General features: G+C 46.5%; 16 protein-coding genes. 12 read left to right on the top strand and 4 right to left on the bottom strand.

The genetic code is table 11. The features are described 5' to 3' along the window. The first annotated feature begins 89 nt into the window (after positions 1-89). Genes HQ29_RS09640 through HQ29_RS09620 form a run of 5 tightly spaced genes read left to right on the top strand, consistent with a single transcriptional unit; the run spans position 90 to position 6620 of the window. The gene (locus tag HQ29_RS09640) at positions 90-1046 is read left to right on the top strand and encodes an ion transporter (RefSeq protein ID WP_036869580.1); all 957 of its coding nucleotides are present in this window, start codon (positions 90-92) and stop codon (positions 1044-1046) included. 24 nt (positions 1047-1070) lie between these two features. Further along, a complete protein-coding gene (locus tag HQ29_RS09635) occupies positions 1071-3740 on the top strand; it encodes a zinc-dependent metalloprotease (RefSeq protein ID WP_052090068.1) in 2670 nt (889 codons plus the stop codon). 6 nt (positions 3741-3746) lie between these two features. Next, positions 3747-5660 carry an ABC-F family ATP-binding cassette domain-containing protein gene (locus HQ29_RS09630; protein ID WP_036869536.1) on the top strand — a complete coding sequence of 638 codons (1914 nt, stop codon included), beginning with the start codon at positions 3747-3749 and terminating at the stop codon, positions 5658-5660. Next, positions 5621-6187 (top strand): GNAT family N-acetyltransferase, encoded by a 567-nt coding sequence (locus HQ29_RS10030; protein WP_052090067.1) that lies wholly within the window; start codon positions 5621-5623, stop codon positions 6185-6187. Before HQ29_RS09630 ends, HQ29_RS10030 begins: the two co-directional genes overlap by 40 nt. Continuing rightward, a complete protein-coding gene (locus tag HQ29_RS09620; protein ID WP_052079477.1) occupies positions 6168-6620 on the top strand; it encodes a single-stranded DNA-binding protein in 453 nt (150 codons plus the stop codon). The genes HQ29_RS10030 and HQ29_RS09620 overlap by 20 nt, the downstream gene beginning before the upstream one ends. Before the next feature lie 114 nt (positions 6621-6734). Here HQ29_RS09620 and queF read toward each other — a convergent pair whose 3' ends face one another. Genes queF through HQ29_RS09605 form a run of 3 tightly spaced genes read right to left on the bottom strand, consistent with a single transcriptional unit; the run spans position 6735 to position 8565 of the window. Beyond that, on the bottom strand, positions 6735-7190 hold the full coding sequence (gene queF / locus HQ29_RS09615; protein WP_036869534.1) for a preQ(1) synthase: 456 nt from the start codon (positions 7188-7190) through the stop codon (positions 6735-6737). Positions 7191-7219: 29 nt separating this feature from the next. Next, positions 7220-7882, bottom strand: a complete 663-nt coding sequence (gene queC, locus HQ29_RS09610; protein WP_036869532.1) for a 7-cyano-7-deazaguanine synthase QueC — start codon at positions 7880-7882, stop codon at positions 7220-7222. Between the two features lie 2 nt (positions 7883-7884). Next, complete coding sequence (locus HQ29_RS09605) at positions 7885-8565, bottom strand: queuosine precursor transporter (protein ID WP_036869530.1); 681 nt, start codon at positions 8563-8565, stop codon at positions 7885-7887. Positions 8566-9203: 638 nt separating this feature from the next. Here HQ29_RS09605 and HQ29_RS09600 point away from each other — a divergent pair. From HQ29_RS09600 to rpiB, 5 genes are all read left to right on the top strand, one after another. Further along, a complete protein-coding gene (locus tag HQ29_RS09600) occupies positions 9204-10124 on the top strand; it encodes a bile acid:sodium symporter family protein (RefSeq protein WP_036869528.1) in 921 nt (306 codons plus the stop codon). Continuing rightward, positions 10121-10573, top strand: coding sequence for a DUF695 domain-containing protein (locus HQ29_RS09595; protein WP_036869526.1), 453 nt, complete (start codon positions 10121-10123; stop codon positions 10571-10573). The genes HQ29_RS09600 and HQ29_RS09595 overlap by 4 nt, the downstream gene beginning before the upstream one ends. Then, positions 10566-11996 carry a 23S rRNA (uracil(1939)-C(5))-methyltransferase RlmD gene (gene rlmD / locus HQ29_RS09590; RefSeq protein ID WP_036869524.1) on the top strand — a complete coding sequence of 477 codons (1431 nt, stop codon included), beginning with the start codon at positions 10566-10568 and terminating at the stop codon, positions 11994-11996. Before HQ29_RS09595 ends, rlmD begins: the two co-directional genes overlap by 8 nt. Positions 11997-12072: 76 nt before the next feature. Next, a complete protein-coding gene (locus tag HQ29_RS09585) occupies positions 12073-14097 on the top strand; it encodes a transketolase family protein (RefSeq protein ID WP_152566529.1) in 2025 nt (674 codons plus the stop codon). Positions 14098-14106: 9 nt separating this feature from the next. Then, the gene (gene rpiB / locus HQ29_RS09580) at positions 14107-14547 is read left to right on the top strand and encodes a ribose 5-phosphate isomerase B (RefSeq protein ID WP_036869522.1); all 441 of its coding nucleotides are present in this window, start codon (positions 14107-14109) and stop codon (positions 14545-14547) included. A 59-nt stretch (positions 14548-14606) separates the two neighbouring features. Here rpiB and HQ29_RS09575 read toward each other — a convergent pair whose 3' ends face one another. Further along, positions 14607-15062 carry a hypothetical protein gene (locus HQ29_RS09575; RefSeq protein WP_036869521.1) on the bottom strand — a complete coding sequence of 152 codons (456 nt, stop codon included), beginning with the start codon at positions 15060-15062 and terminating at the stop codon, positions 14607-14609. A gap of 132 nt (positions 15063-15194) precedes the next feature. Here HQ29_RS09575 and HQ29_RS10360 point away from each other — a divergent pair, with 132 nt between their 5' ends. Both HQ29_RS10360 and HQ29_RS10355 read left to right on the top strand, forming a co-directional pair. After that, entirely contained in the window at positions 15195-16394 is a 1200-nt protein-coding gene (locus tag HQ29_RS10360; protein ID WP_036869519.1) for a M24 family metallopeptidase, read from the top strand. Positions 16395-16421: 27 nt separating this feature from the next. Continuing rightward, complete coding sequence (locus HQ29_RS10355) at positions 16422-17423, top strand: glycosyltransferase (RefSeq protein WP_036869517.1); 1002 nt, start codon at positions 16422-16424, stop codon at positions 17421-17423. Positions 17424-17456: the final 33 nt, after the last annotated feature.

Here is a 17456-nt window from a genome sequence, read left to right as displayed (position 1 = left end):
ACTAAAAATATTTATCTTTGGACGATAAAAAGCCAATCCGCAATGCAGTTAAAAGCAATAAAGGATCGGCACCGGTGAGAATGAGAGAAATGTCCGACAATACCGCTCCCAATCCGGAGCCACAAAAGAGAGAACACACGGCAGGAGCCTGGTACGGCAAAGAGCGCTTGCACGAAGTCCTTTTCGGTACAAATACTCCGGCAGGTAAACGATTCGATAAGATCCTCCTCGTGATGGTGGCTCTCAGCGTTTTTGTAGTCTTTATAGACTCCAGCGTCGGCGTGGAGAGCCCATGGAAGCAGGTGTGCAACGTCCTGGAGTGGATCTTTACGCTCCTCTTTACCATAGAATATCTCCTCCGGCTCTACTGCTCTACCAAAACGATGCAGTACGCTTTCTCTTTCTACGGAATAGTGGATCTGCTCTCGACCCTCCCCACTTACCTTGCCATCGCATTCTCAGGAACGCACTATATGTTGGTGCTCAGAGTGCTTCGCTTACTGCGTCTGTTCCGGGTGTTTCGTATGGGTGGCGCCATACAGCAAAGCCATCTGCTCTACGGAGCCATACGGAAAAGCACACCGAAGATAGCGGTATTCATGCTCTTTATTGTCGTTTTGGTATCCATCTTAGGCTCTCTCATGTATCTTGTGGAGGGGGATGTGAACCCGATGTTCAACGACATTCCACGATCCGTTTACTGGGCAGTGATCACCATAACCACGGTGGGCTATGGAGATATTACGCCCGTGACATGGGCGGGTCAGCTTATATCCATGGTGGTGATGCTGTTGGGGTATTCCATCATTGCAGTACCGACAGGTATCGTCAGCTCTGAACTCACAAGAGCCGAACGGCACAGAAGAGATCTCGAAAAGAAAACAAAGAAGCAGTCCGACGGCACTACTGCCTCGGCGGCATCCATCTACTGCTATGCGTGCGGACATCCGTCCGAAGACCCCGAAGCAGCCTATTGCAGCCGCTGCGGCACTCTCATACTGAGACCGAATGCGGACGACGAACAGAATGAATCATATAATACTTAACAACCAATATTTACAAATTCGCTTATGAAGACAAACAAATGGCTTATAGCCATGACGGCAGCGATGGTGGTATCCGTTACGATACCGGGCGTACCTGCCGTTCTTGCTCAAGAAAAGGGGCAAGAAGCCAAGACAGAAAAGAAGGAGAAGAAAGGCAGCTGTATCTCCAAGATCTTTATGTCTAAGAGAGCTAAACAGAAAAAAGCCGCAGAAGAGGCCGCTAAGAATGCCAAGCCGGATCCGGAAGCTGAGAAGTTTAAGGCAGCGGTAAAGGATGCAAAAGAGAGCCAAGGGCTTTTCACCACTTATTTGGACGATAAAGGCATGCTTCATCTTGCTTTGCCGGAAGAGATCTTCACAAATAACGACAACTTCTTGCTCTCCAACAGAATCTCTAAAACGAGCAACCCGAATGAACATGTGGCAGGACAGATGGTTACAGATCCTTTCCTTGTTCGCTTCACAAAGGATAAGCAGTCCGTCTATATGCACGAGGTGAACACTTATATCTCGGTTGCAGCCAACGACCCCATCATTCCCTCTTTCAAGAAAAACTATTTGGATCCGATCATCCGCGTATTCCCGATAAAGGGTACAAAGGATGGTAAGGTACTCATAGACGCTACTCAAATCTTCGTTGGAGGCGAACGCTATCTCTCTCCGGTGGGTACACGTACGAAGATGCCTACCGCTCCGCTTCCCGGCGGATCGAGAATAACATCCGTGAAAAACTTCCCAAAGAATATCGAAGTAAAGAGTCTGATGTCTTACAGAACAGATCAAGCCTACACTCTTGAAACACACCGCTCGCTTGTTCTACTGCCAAGAGAACCGATGCAGTCTCGTTTGCAAGATAACAGAGTGGGTTACTTCAGCTCTTATCGCACTCGTTTCACTACAGATAAAGATAAGATAGAAAACTTCCAAATCATTCACCGCTGGAGAGTAGAGCCTAAAGACTCTGCCGCCATGGAGGCTTACAAGCGCGGAGAAGTGGTAGAAGTGAAGAAGCCTATCGTATTCTACGTGGACACCGTATTCCCTAAGAAGTGGAGACAATCCATTCTTGATGGTGTGGAAGACTGGAACACGGCTTTTGAAGCTGCCGGATTTAAGAATGCCGTAGTAGCTAAGCTCTACCCGAATGCACAGGAAGATCCTGAGTTTGACCCGGACGACTTGCGCTACTCATGTATCAAGTACGCTGCGACAGAAGTACCAAACGCCATGGGACCAAGCTATGTTGACCCTCGCAGTGGTGAAATTCTGAATGCCGATGTGATATGGTATCACAACGTTATAAGCCTTCTACACGACTGGAGATTCGTTCAGACAGCTGCTGCAGACAAGCGAGTTCGCACAGATAAGTTTCCGGATGAAGTGATGGCAGAGTCTATGAGATACGTTGCTGCTCACGAAATAGGACACACATTGGGTCTTATGCACAACATGGGTGCGTCTTACTCTTTCCCTATCGACTCTCTGAGAAGTCCGTCATTCACTCAAAAGTATGGTACTACTCCAAGTATCATGGACTATGCACGTAACAACTTCGTGGCACAACCGGGCGACTTGGAAAGAGGGGTACGCCTTACTCCTCCGAATCTCGGTGTTTACGACATCCATGCAATCAATTACGGCTACCGTCTGATCCCCGGCACTAAAAATCCTGAAGATGAAAAGGCAACACTTCGTAAGTGGATAGAAGCCAAAGATCATGATCCGATGTATCGCTTCGGTGCGCAACAGATCATCTCATTAGACCCGACAGACCAAATGGAAGACCTGTCCAACGATCACATCAAAGCCGGAGATCTTGCTATCAAGAACCTTAAGTTCATCATGGCAAACTACGAAAAGTGGTTGCAAAAAGATAAAGAGCGTACAGACGATCTACTGGATGTGCAAAATGCTATCGCCATGCAGTATTTCAGACATGTAGGTCATGTTATTCCTCATCTCGGTGGCATCATTTATACTGAAAACAGACAAGGCGACAGCCAAAATGCCGTAACGTATGAGCCGAAAGCGAAACAGAAACAAGCGATGAACTGGTTGGACAATCAGTTGCGCACTTACCGCTCATGGCTATTCCCTGAGGCACAATATCTGAAATACGGAACACGTCTTGCGCTGTACGATGTGATGCCCCGCGCTGTTATTGGTCAGATCTTTGCCGACTACCGTCTTGCTTTTGTGGCACACGGATACAAGGCAGATCCTAAGAACAACTACTCTTTGGATGCTTACGTAAACGATGCTGTCCGTATGTTGTTCCGCAAGAGCTACGAAGGTAAAAAGCTTCAAGACATAGACCGAGACATCGAAGACGCTGCTCTTAATTCTCTTCTCACCTCATCAGGCCAGGTTACGGTTGTAGTAACTGCACAGAAAAGATTTGAAGAGTTGATGGAAGACGCCAAGCCTCAATGGCAATGCAGCCATGGCTGTACACACAACCACAAGCATAGCGATAACAATGCCGAGCAAGCCGATAAGGGAGAAACCTCATTCTTCCGTATTCCGGTATTTGCAACTATCCCTGCAAACGTAAAGCAAGCTCTCATGTACGAAAAGGTGCGTGAAATACAAACGCTTTACAAGTCCAGACTTGCCTCAGCCGCAGATAAGGACAGCAAGCGCCACTATGCTTACTGGGTGAACCGCCTGCACAATATTTTGGACAAGAAGTAAGACAACATGCTATCTGTACAAAATTTAGCTGTTTACTTCGGAGCGGACACGCTCTTTTCGGGTGTCTCGTTTGTGATTAACGCAGGCGAGAAAGTGGCTCTTACCGGATTCAACGGAGCCGGGAAGACTACTCTCATGAACATCATAGCCGGAAAGCGTTCTCCCTCCGAGGGTATAGTATCTCTTCCTTCGGGGAGTGTGTTGGGATATTTGTCCCAACACCTCCTTCCCGGAGAAGGGAAAACTGTTTGGGAAGAGACGGAGACCGTTTTCGGTGATATTCTTCAGAAGAAAGCGTATCTGGAATCACTCTCCGGAGAGTTGATAAAAAGAGAAGACTTTTCTTCCGACTCATACATGGAGTTAGCCCAGAAAGTGTCTGATCTGACCGATGAAATTGCTATCCTCGACAGCGAAAACTACAAGGCACAGATAGAAAAAACGCTTTTCGGACTCGGATTTATCCGAGAAGATTTACACCGTCCCACCTCCGAGTTTAGCGGAGGATGGAGGATGCGGATAGAGTTGGCAAAGATTCTGTTGCGGAAACCCAATCTTCTTTTACTCGACGAGCCTACCAATCATCTGGATGTAGAGTCTATCGTTTGGCTGGAAAACTTTCTGAAACAATCCTCTTCCGCCTTGCTTTTAGTATCGCACGACAAAGCCTTTGTAGACAATATAACCACTCGAACATTAGAGCTTTCCAATAAAAAGATATACGATTACAAAGTACCTTACTCCCAATATCTCACTTTGCGAGAAGAACGCTACGAACAAGAGATGCGGGCTTACGAAAATCAGCAAAAGAGCATCCGTAAGACCGAAGAGTTCATAGAGAGATTCAGGAGCAAGGCTACGAAAGCCGTTCAAGTGCAAAGTCGCGTGAAGCAATTGGAGAAGATCGACCGGATAGAGGTCGATCGCATCGAACGCAGAAGCATACACTTCCGTTTTCCGATGCGCATTGTTTCCGGTGCTTATCCTCTGAAAGTGGAAGATTTAAGGGTCTCTTTCGGAGAGTTGGATGTACTCAAAGGAGCAAACTTAGAGATCAAACGCGGAGAGAAGATTGCCGTAGTCGGGAAGAATGGAGCAGGTAAGACAACGCTTCTTCGGGCAATACTCGGAGAGTTGCCCCGTACGGGAGAGATCACATTGGGGCACAATGTCGAAATCTCCTACTTCTCCCAAAATGCCGCATCGCTCTTAGACCCCAAGCTTACCATCTATGAGACCATAGACCGGATAGCCGTAGGGGACATCCGCCTTAGGATAAACGACATCCTTGGTGCTTTCATGTTCGGAGGAGAGACCTCCGAAAAGAGAGTGGAGGTGCTTTCGGGAGGAGAAAAGAGCCGCTTGGCAATGATAAAGCTACTGCTCGAACCGGGCAACCTGCTTATACTCGACGAGCCGACCAACCACTTGGATATCCACAACAAAGAGGTTCTGAAAGAAGCCATTCTGAACTATGAGGGCACGGTACTCATAGTCTCCCACGACCGTGATTTCCTTTCCGGTCTGGTAACAAAGGTCATAGAGGTCAAAGACGGCATTGCCATCACTCATCTCGGAGGCATAGACTACTATCTTCAGCTACTGCAAGAGCGCATGGAGACTCCGGTTGTCAAAAAGAGTGTACCTGCTGAAACCAGCGAGATTTCGACCAAAGGGAAAGAAGATTATCAGCGCCGGAAAGAGACACTGAAGAGAGTACGAAAGTTGGAAAAAGAGCTGGAACAGCTGGAGGAGCGTATCCAAAAGGAAGAAGAAGAGCTAAAATCCATGGAGGAGAAGTTCGCTCGCAACGAGACCTCACCGGCTCTTCTCGAGCAGTATTCCAAGCTAAGCGAAACGCATAAACGCACATTAGAACAATGGGAAGCCTTGAGCATGGAAATAGAAGAGTGCAGTTAGAAGACCTTTCTGCCGAAGAGATTTTTAAGCTGGTCAGGGCTTATGTAGAGCTTTTCCCGCGTGAAGAGCGGCGCACATTCCGTAGCTTGGCAGAGCGGCAGCACTATATCTCTGTTTATAAAGAGGGCGGAGAGATCATAGCTGTGGTGATGTCCTATCCTCTTTCCGGCTCTTTTTATATAGAATATCTCATGGTGATGCCCGACTATCAGGGGAAAGGATTGGGGACAGAGATACTCAACGACCTGATGAAAGAGTATGAGGACAAAGATATTGTACTGGAATGCGAACATCCGGAAGCGGGTCAGAACGCTGTCAGACGCATCAAGCTATACCGTTCGCTCGGTTTCGAGCCGGAAGATATTCCTTACTTTCAGCCACCATACCGCCCGGAAGAGTCGCCCACTCCGCTTCTGCTCATGAGAAAAAAGCGGACAGACTCCCCGATAGAGAGTGTTGTATCCGAGCTTTATGCCGTAGTCTATAATGTTTCAGACTTCACTTCTTATGGGAAAGACTTACAATAAAATCATTCTGATAGGTTACGTCGGATCGGATCCGGAGATCAAGTACTACGACTTCACCTCTCTGCGTGCCCACTTTTCGCTTGCAACCAACGAGAGAGGCTACATCAATAAGGAGAACGAAAAGGTAGATCCTCAGACCGATTGGCACTCCATCTCCGCCTTTGGTGCAAATGCCAAGTTCGTGGAGAGCTATGTCAAGACCGGACAGCTGCTGTTGGTAGAAGGGAAGTTGCGCTACAAAAGCACTCCGAACCATAAAGGAGAGATCTCCAAAACACCCATGATCGTTGCCTCTTCCATCGAAATTCTCGGAGACAAATCCGCTTCGTCCCAACCGGAAAAGGACAAAGAGCCGGAAGAAACACAGGAACCGATCCCTTGGGACAAGATGATAGAGACACTGGAAAGCGATGTAAACGATCTTCCATTCTGATTGTTTGAACCGCACTCATCGCCTAAATATCCCCACAAAATAAGAAACAGGGCTGAACTAATATGGAAGTTCAGCCCTGTTTCTTTGCATAAGTCATCAAAAATGGCTCTGCGCTTACTCTCTTGTCATCAAACGTTGCTCCGCCATGCGCTCGTACTTCGTATCGGGACGACCATAGTTGGCATACGGATAGATGGATATTCCTCCACGTGGAGTGAATATGCCCGTAACTTCGATATACTTGGGATTCATCAGAGCAATAAGATCCTTCATGATGATATTCACACAATCTTCATGAAAAGCGCCATGATTGCGGAAGCTGAACATATACAGCTTCAAACTTTTACTCTCTACCATCTTCACGTCGGGTATATAACTGATGCGGATCTCCGCATAGTCCGGCTGACCGGTGATAGGGCAAAGACTTGTAAACTCCGGGCAGTTGAAGCGCACCCAATAGTCATTATCCGGATGCTTATTATCAAAAGCCTCAAGCACCTCCGGTGCATAGTCTTGCTTGTACTCCGTTGTGCGTCCCAGTAGAGAGAGTTGATCCTTTAGTTCTGTCATACGTTTTTTTATCTCTTTCTGTTGTTAAACTATCGGGGATTCCTGTTCGAGAGATACTTCTCCAGTCCTTTGCGTCTGAGTGTACACGCCGGACAGGCACCGCAACCATCGCCCGGAATACCATTATAGCACGTCAAGGTCTTATGGCGTATAAGTTCCAAGACATTCAGTTCGTCCGCCAAAGCCCATGTTTCCGCTTTATCCAGCCACATCAGAGGAGCATGGAGAACAAACTCATCGTCCATGGCAAGATTGAGCGTAACGTTCAGGGATTTGATAAAGCTGTCTCTGCAGTCGGGATAGCCGCTGAAATCGGTCTGAGAGACCCCGGTAACGATATGTCGGATACCCTGTTCTCGTGCATAAACGGCAGCAATGGAGAGGAAAAAAAGATTTCTTCCCGGAACAAAAGTGTTCGGCACACTGTTCTCCGGCTTCTCTTCATCCATCTTTATAGAGCTGTCCGTCAGAGAGTTTCTACCCAAAGAGCCTATAAAAGAGATATCTTTCACCTCAAGAGGGATGCCGGCTTCTGCGGCAATGGAGCGAGCCAACTCTATCTCCTTGACATGTTTCTGCCCGTAAATGAAGCTTATGGCTCGCACGTGAGCGAATGCTCTCTTTGCCCAGAAAAGGCACGTGGTAGAGTCTTGACCGCCACTGAAGACGACAAGAGCCGTATCCAGATACATTGTTACAGGTCTTTTATCTTCAAGACATTGTAAGAGATGTCGGTGTCATAGACATCGATCCCCTCGATTCTCTTGATAGCTTTGACGACACGAATGGTTATAGGCAGAATGATCACCTCATAGAGCGACTTGAGGAAGATCTGCAAAACCATGATTCCGATAATCTCACTCCATCCGATGATACCGCCAAAGGCTATCGGGAAGAAGATCAGAGAGTCGGCTGTCTCACCCACGAGTGTGGAAGTAACGGCACGAGCGGAGAAGTTTTTCCCCTTGGTTGCCACCTTCATCTTACTCATCACATACGCATTAAGGAATGAGCCGACCAGGAAAGCAGTCATACTCGCCACCAAAATACGTGGTGCCATACCGAAAACAAAGTTGAAGTGCTCCTCTCCCTCCCAGAACGAAGCCGCAGGCAAAGCCACAGCGATAAGACCAAGAATACAGACAAAAGCATTCATGGCAAAGCCGCTCCAGATGATGAGACGGGCTTTCTTGAAGCCCCACACCTCTGCGATACAGTCGTTGATAATATAAGAGACGGGAAAGACCAGTAGTCCGGCAGTAACATCAAGCCCTGCAATGTGGATAATCTTAGTCTCAAGAAGATTAGCTGCAATAAGGCAAACATTGAACAATATGCCGAGCAGCATGAAAGGTACAGATACTTTTTCTTTCATTTTTCCTGTTTTTTACGTGGTGTTCTAGAATACACGGCCGCGGTTTGCGACAATAGTTTCGTAAAATTTGGGTGCAAAGGTAAATAAAAAATCTTTGAAACAAAAAACGCAATCCCCAAATCTTCTCTACTCTTAACCTTTAGTAATGAGACCATTACTCCCTCTCTTAAAAGCCTCTCCCCCCTTTCTCTCTTCTCTGATAGCGTTGTAGAGCTTCTCTAAACAGATTAAAAAATCCTGCTGAAAGCATATATTTTTCTCTCTTAACGGGATTAGTAATTCCAATCAAGTCTCGATTTCCGGAAATCAAACCTTGAATGTCTAAAGTCAAGTCTTGGTTTTTGCAAATCAAGCCTCGATTTCATCGTGTGGTCAGCTTCGGAGGATTTTATAAATCCTTTAAGAATACTTTATGAAGCCGTTCGGAAGATTTAAGAGATGGCTTGGTATTGTGAAATATTCTCCTGCATTCATACAGCTCTCTGTGCTTCATCTTTTTAGTCGCTGCTTAATATCTTCTTTGAGGATCCGCTCACAGGCAAAGCAACAATTATTGATAAACCTTTTTCTCCTTTTCGTGGTATAGACCTTATTGAGTACCTTTGCATTGCCAATCCTGAACAGGGATAAGCAAAGCGATGAAACAGACCGGCTGGATACAGACATTCAAAAACTATCAGCTCCTTTGGGCAATGCTCATAGGCGTGATACTCTATCCCATTTTAAGCAATATGGGGTATCTGATGCCGTGGCTGCTATTTATCCTGCTTACTCTCAACTATACGAAGATCTCTCCCAAAAGCCTTGCGCCATCATGGGTGCATCTGCTCCTGCTGGTGCTTACGCTCATCTGCGGTACGGCAGCCTATCTTGCTCTGAACAAGGTAGACCACTTGCTGGCAATGGGAGCACTGCTCATCTTTCTTACGCCTACGGCAACAGCTGCGGGTGTTATCACCAACTTTTTGGGAGGGAATATCTCTTTCGTTACCTGCTATCTCTTTTTGGGCAATATCCTCTGTGCGCTGGCTGTTCCGGTAATGGTCTTTGTGGGGGGATTCGATCGGGAGGCGAATGCAGTGGAGACGTTTTTCAGCGTGATCTCACAAGTGGCGTTGATGGTAATGGGTCCGCTCGCCATCGTATGGGTGTTGAGATACTTTTTTCCACGACTGCATTCCAAGGTAGAGCATGCAAGCAAATATTCCATACTGGTATGGTCTTTTTCGCTGGCTATAATTGCGGCTACCACCATCCGCTTCTTCTTCGAGCATCAAGAGATGAGCGGCTTCTTTATATCCTCCTCTCTTGTCGTGGCATTAGTGATCTGTCTTTTCTGCTTTGCCGTCGGAAGATGGATAGGAAAGAGATATGTGGGAAATGCCGTCACGGTGGGGCAGAGCTTTGCACAGAAAAATACGGTATTGGCTATATGGATAGCAACCACGTACATACATCCGTTGGCATCGCTGATCCCGGCGGCATACGTCTTTTGGCAAAATATAGTGAACGCCATACAGCTGGCACAACACCGAAAAAGAGAACAGAATAAGATATGAAACTGAGTAAGAAATGGTTCTTCGCACTGGCAGAAGGAGAGAATGGCAGGACGGTTTTTGTGAACGGCCGTGTAGACATTGCAGAACATAGAGGAAGCGGGAAGTACCCTGTCAGAGTGGATATATTTTGGAAGTACGATGAAGATGCGGAAGGACTCCCCTCGGCAGAAGAGTCGAAGTCCATAGAAGCATGGGGAGATGCCGTTCGTCGCGCCATGGAGAAGAACAAACTTGCCATCTGCGTACTGAAAGCAACGGGAGACGGCGAGGCAAGCTGGTCGTATTACACAAGGAACATAGAGGCTTTTCAAAAGACTCTCAACGAAAGCACAACCGATTTTCCTACTTTCCCGATACGCTGTCATGCAGAGCGTGATCCGGAATGGGAAGCCTACGATGAAGTGCTGACCTTGGAGAGCAAAGCCATAGATAAGAGAGAAGATGAGTAGAAAAAGACAAAAGGAAAGAAAGATACTGGAAGCCGTCCGTATAGAAGAGATGGCTGCCGAAGGGAAATCTTTGGCAAGACTAGAGAATGGAAAGGTGTTGTTTGTACCTTTCACGGCTCCGGGTGATCTGGTCGATGTACAGCTCGGAAGGAGCAGAAGCTCTTTTGCTGAAGGGCGTGTGGTGAAAATGTTAGAGCCGTCTCTGCATCGGGTCGAACCTCGTTGCCGTCATTTCGGAACATGTGGCGGATGCAAGTGGCAACACGTTCCTTATGCCATGCAACTGGCGATGAAAGAGCGTCAGGTATATGATCAACTCGAACGGATAGGCAAGATAGAGCTTAAGGACAGACGCTCTATTCTCGGCTCCAAAGAGATATTCGAGTATCGGAACAAGATGGAATACACTTTCTCCAATAAGCGTTGGGTTACAGCGGAAGAGATGCAGGAGATCGGCGATGGAGATGTTGGTTGCCGGGCGGGATTAGGGTTTCACATTCCCGGTATGTTCGATAAGGTGCTCAACATAGAGGAGTGTCACCTGCAAATAGACCTGTCCAACCGGATCCGTCTATTCGTCAGAGATTTTTGTCTGGCTCGTCCGGGGCAGTACCCGTTCTTCGATCTTAAAGAGCAGGTCGGATATATGCGCAATCTGGTTATCCGCACCTCTTCGACGGGAGAAGTGATGGTGCTGGTCATCTTTCACGAAGAAGACGAAGAGAAGAGCAGGACACTTCTCGATGCCATACTGGAACGGTTTGGAAACGAAATCACTACACTGCTCTACATAGTCAATCCGAAAAGAAACGACACCTACAATGACCTTGACGTGGTAACCTACTACGGCCCAGGATTTATCATGGAAGCCATGGAGGAGTTGCGCTTTAAGGTTGGACCGAAATCGTTTTATCAGACCAACTCCAAGCAGGCTTACGAGCTCTACTCACAAGTAAGAGAGATGGCAGGCATACAGCCTCACGAAGTGGTTTATGACCTGTACACCGGTACCGGGACTATCGCTTGCTTCCTCTCCAAATCCGCTTCAAAAATAGTGGGGATAGAGTATGTCGAAGACGCTGTAATAGATGCAAGGCACAATGCGGAAGATAATCAGCTTGACAACTTGACCTTCTTCGCCGGAGACATGAAAGATGTTCTCAATGATGAGTTTATACGGACACATGGCAAGCCGGATGTGATCATCACGGATCCTCCACGTGCCGGGATGCATCAGGATGTCGTCGAGACCATTCTTCGTGCAGCTCCGGAACGCATCGTGTACGTAAGCTGCAATCCTGCCACACAGGCAAGAGATCTTGCAATGATGGACTCTCATTACAGCGTGGAGCGTGTACAGCCGGTAGATATGTTCCCTCACACCCATCACGTGGAGAATATCGTTTTATTGCACAGACGATAATAGAATTGAAATTATCCCCTCTTATTTGTATTTTTGTATCAGTATTAAAATATAACGCGCATACCTTATATTGCTTATGGAAATGAAAACCTCATCTGCAATGGCAGCAGATAACATTCGTGTCTTAACTCTTTCCATGGTGGAGAAAGCCAAATCGGGACACCCCGGTGGGGCTATGGGCGGAGCAGACTTTGCTCATATTCTCTTCTCTGAGTTTATGGTTTATAACCCTAATGAGCCTCAATGGATCGCTCGTGACCGCTTCTTCCTCGATCCGGGACACATGTCTCCTATGCTCTATGCCACTCTTGCCCTTACCGGAAAGTATAGCATGGAAGAGCTACAAGAGTTTCGCCAATGGGGAAGTGTTACTCCCGGACACCCGGAGCTTGATGTGGCTCGCGGAGTAGAGAATACTTCCGGTCCTCTTGGTCAGGGTCATGCTTATGCGGTAGGGGCAGCCATTGCAGCCAAATATATGAAGGCTCATTTCGGAGAGGTGATGCGTCAGAAGATCTATGCTTTCATCTCTGATGGAGGCGTGCAAGAGGAGATCTCTCAAGGTGCCGGTCGCATGGCAGGACACTTCGGTTTGGACAACCTCATCATGTTCTATGATGCAAATAATGTACAGCTCTCCACAACGGTAAAGGAGGTTACATCGGAAGATGTCGCCGCCAAATACAAAGCGTGGGGATGGCACGTGATAGACATTAACGGCAATGATCATGACCAGATCCGTGCCGCTCTTCGTGAAGCTAATGCGACAACAGGAAAGCCAACGCTTATCATCGGTCGTACCATCATGGGCAAAGGAGCAGTGGGACCCGAAGGAGTCTCTTTTGAAAACAAGGTATCTACTCACGGACAGCCTCTAAGTGCGGCAGGTGCGGATGTTCCGGCAACAATCACAGGCTTAGGCGGAGATTCGGAAAATCCGTTCAGAATATTCCCCGAAGTGGAAGCTCTCTATGCTAAGCGCAAAGAGGAGCTCATCGCTCTCTCCGAAGATTGGAAAAAATCTTTTGCAACGTGGGAACAAGCAGAGCCGGAGCTTGCAAAGAAGCTGTCTCAATGGTGTTCCGGCAAGGCTCCCGAAGTGAACTGGGAAGAGATAGAACAAAAACCGGATCAGGCTACAAGAACTGCATCTGCTACCGTATTGAGCTATCTTGCTCAGCATGTGGAAAACATGATGGTAACAAGTGCAGACCTTTCCAACTCTGACAAGACAGACGGATTCTTAAAAAAGAGCACGACTTTCTCTCGTGACAATTATAAAGGAGCGTTCATCCAAAGTGGTGTGGCAGAACTCACCATGGCGTGTATCTGTAACGGTATTGCACTGCACGGAGGTCTTATTGCCGCATGCGGTACATTCTTTGTCTTCTCGGACTATATGAAACCTGCCGTACGCCTGGCTGCTCTGATGGAGCTTCCTGTCAAATACGTATGGACACACGATGCGTTCCGCGTAGGAGAAGATGGACCGACTCACGAACCGGTAGAGCAGGAAGCTCAGATACGTTTGTTGGAAAAGTTGAAGAATCATTCGGGTCAGAATGCTCTGCTTGCTCTTCGTCCTGCAGATGTACACGAGACAACGGTAGCATGGGAGTTGGCAATGAACAACACCAAAACACCGACGGCTTTAATCCTTTCTCGTCAAAATATAAAGAATCTGCCGGATAGCGACTACGCTAAAGCCCGTAGAACAGCTTTGGGTGCTTATACGCTTATAGGGCATCAAAGTCCGGACATCATCCTGCTTGCTTCCGGCTCGGAAGTATCTACTCTTGTGGAAGGAGCAGAGCTTCTTGAAGCAGAAGGGATACATGCCAATGTGGTATCCGTTCCATCGGAAGGGGTATTCATGAATCAGAACGACTCTTACAGACAGGAAGTTCTTCCTCCGAATGTACCTCGCTTCGGTCTTACCGCAGGTCTGCCCGTTACATTGGAGGGTCTGGTCGGAGCCCACGGAACGGTATGGGGACTGAATTCTTTCGGTTTCTCTGCGCCATATAAGGTGTTGGACGAAAAGCTTGGCTTTACAGCGCAAAACGTTTATACACAAGTAAAGAACCTGCTTGGTAAATAAAGAGATCGCATGGCTACTTCAATGATAGGCATGGCTTGTGATCATGCCGGATATACTTTGAAAGAAGAATTGAAGAAGATACTCCAAACTATGGGATACACAGTTAAAGATTTTGGTGCTTATAGTGATGAGAGTGTCGACTATCCCGACTTTGCTCACTCTCTTGCAAAGGAGATAGAGCAGGGGAATCTGAGCAGAGGCATTGCCATCTGCGGTTCGGGCAATGGTATCTCCATGACAGCCAACAAGCATTCCAATGTGCGTGCTGCTCTTTGCTGGATACCTGAAATCGCTCGCTTGGCAAGAGAGCACAATGATGCCAATATCCTCTCTCTACCTGCCCGGTTCATTACGACAGAAGAGGCGAAAGAGATCTTGGACATCTTCCTTAAAACTCCCTTTGAAGGCGGAAGACATGAGAGACGAGTTCGGAAGATAGAGCTATCGTAAATCTTGTAATATCAAAAAAGCAAGCCCACTGTTTCTGCTGATACAGTGGGCTTGCTTTTTTATTTCGTTTTGGAACTCTTTTTTCTTCTTTTCTCCCTTCGATGAAAGACACAAAGCGTCCTCTCCATTGAGATAAAAAGAATGGGAAGGACATAGCCGGAAATATAGGATGGCACGTTGGAACGTGAGGCTAAGACTATTGTGATAACCAAGAAGAGAGCAAAAAAGTTCATGACCGATACCTTCTTGCCCATGATACGCACATACCTCTCCTTATCTATGCCAAAGACAAAGAGAGACAAAAGCATCAACCCCAAACCAACGACACAGAAAATAGCAGATGTTACCCACAAAGAGCTGTAATAAGGTAATACTATAAGCAAGGCAACAAGCACCGCATAAGAGAATATTCCCCACAGATACCTCCTGCTATTCTTGTCAAAAAGAAAGAAACCAAAATACAAAACCGGTAGCAGAACCGGGAAGATGTATTCTTGTATTTGTTCTATACCCATCTCTTCTCTCCGTTTTAGTAAGATTTTTAATAGCTTCCTTATAGGGCAAATATAAGCAAAAGAGACAACTTATATCTGAGTTTATATTACTAACTTCGTGTTTTACAACAAACATAAATAAGAAAACTCTGTATGTATATCTCTTTAGCGGAACTCAAGCTAAGACTAAACAAAATATTTACAGCTTCTCAGGAGCTAACGAACAATGGGATAGACTCTATACTTATCCGGGCAAATGCCAACATGATCTATCTTACAGGAACAGTGGTATCGGGCTATGCTTATCTGCATAAAGAGTTGGAACTGCCTGTCTTCTTCATAGAGCGTCCATCTCAAGCCATCGATGAACTGCCGGAAAATTGCAGATACAGCGTCAGAAAACCGGAATTGATTCCCGACATCCTGAAAGAAAAAGGCTTTGCTATCACTGAACGGACAGCTTTGGAGCAGGAGGAGTTATCCTTTTCCGAGTATTGCAGACTCTCCAAGCTCTCTGTAACCGGTAAGGTTTCTCCTATAAGTGCAAACGGAATCATGCTCCGTGCAAGAATGGTCAAGACTCCATTTGAGATAGAAGTCATGAGAGAAAGTGCTCTTGTGCATTGTAAGATATACGAAGATGTTCCTCGCCTGTACAGGGAAGGGATGACGGAGTTGGAGTTGCAAATAGAGTTAGAAAGAGCTATGCGACTCCGTGGAAGCATCGGAACGTTCCGTTGTTACGGTCCAAGAATGGAAATCTTTATGGGGAACGTTATCAGTGGAGACAATGCTCAGTCTCCGGCTCCATACGATTTTGCAATGGGAGGAGTGGGAACACCTGCTATGCCAATGGGAGCAACGAATAGAATAATACGACCGAATAGCTCCGTAATGGTGGATCTTGCAGGGAACTATTCTGTTTATAATACAGACATCACAAGAAGTTACTCCGTTGGGACACTTCCCGATAGAGCTTACCATGCTCATGAAGTAGCTCGTAGTATATGTCGTTTTTTTGAACATCATGCAAAGCACGGCTCTTCAGTGGCTGACATTTATCTGCATGCACAAGAAAAAGTAGCGGAGGAGCAGCTTGAGTCGGTATTCATGGGTACGGAATTTCAAGCGAAATTCGTAGGGCATGGCATGGGTATTCAGATTAACGAACAGCCTGTACTCACAGGGAAAAGCAAGGATACCTTCCAAAGTGGAATGACCATAGCGGTAGAACCAAAGTTTGTCCTCCCCGGCATTGGACCGGTAGGTATGGAAAACACCTACCTTATCACCGATAATGGAGTAGAGCTGCTTACTCCCGTAGAAGAAAGTATAGTCCCTTTAGATAAGTAACAGAGGTCTTTCCAAACAGCAAACCGGATGATAAGTTTTATAATTCCCCTCTACAACAGACCGGATGAGATAGAAGAACTACTTGCTTCTCTCTCCCGGCAGTCCATACCCCATCAAAATATTTGGGAGGTTGTGGTTGTGGAAGATGGCTCATCATCTCCGGCAAAAGATATAATAGAACGCTGGCAGAAAAGTTTAGATATCACCTATCTTGTACAGAAGAATACAGGGCCGGCAGGAGCCAGAAATCATGGTGCATCGGTTGCAAAAGGAGAGATATTTGTATTCTTGGATTCAGACACAATACTTCCTCCAAAATATGTAGAAAATCTACTGAAAGAGATAAAGCAAGAAAGCGCCGATCTTTTTGGCGGACAGGATAGAGCCATGAAGGAGTTTACACCTCTGCAGAAAGCAATAGACTTCAGCATGACATCTTTTCTCACAACAGGAGGAATACGTGGTAGCAAGAGTGTAAAGCTGGATAAGTTTTATCCTCGTACCTTCAACATGGGAGTCTCACGAGAAGCATTTGAAAAAGTAAACGGCTTTGGAAATTTGCGTTTTGGGGAAGATATAGACTTCAGCATACGAGTCCTTCGTGCAGGCTATCATTCTGCTTTTTATCCTTCAATATGGCTTTATCATAAACGCAGAAGCACATACCGACAGTTCTACAAGCAAGTTTACAACAGCGGTATCGCACGCATCAATCTCTCCATGCTTCATCCCGGCACACTGAAAGCAGTACACCTGTTTCCGACCCTATTTGTATTAGGACATTTGGCATTACTTCTTTTGGCTGTAACCATATCGTCTTGGTGGTTGATTCCAATCTTTGCTTACATGGCAGCCTTAATGATCGCCGCATGGTACAGAACAGGCTCTCTAAGTATCGGACTTAAAGCAATATGCACCAGCTATATCCAGCTTTACGGATATGGTATAGGTTTTCTCCATGCACTTTGGCAACGAATGATAAAGAGAAAAGAAAATTTCACGAAGTACGAAAAGAATTTTTACGAATAAAATTTATAACTTCCCCTTTCACTTCAGACTCAA

Origin of the sequence: Porphyromonas canoris (assembly GCF_000765975.1) — a bacterium.
GTDB lineage: Bacteria > Bacteroidota > Bacteroidia > Bacteroidales > Porphyromonadaceae > Porphyromonas_A > Porphyromonas_A canoris.
The sequence above is the reverse complement of the archived record's forward strand: the minus strand, read 5'-3'. Positions and strand labels throughout refer to the sequence as shown.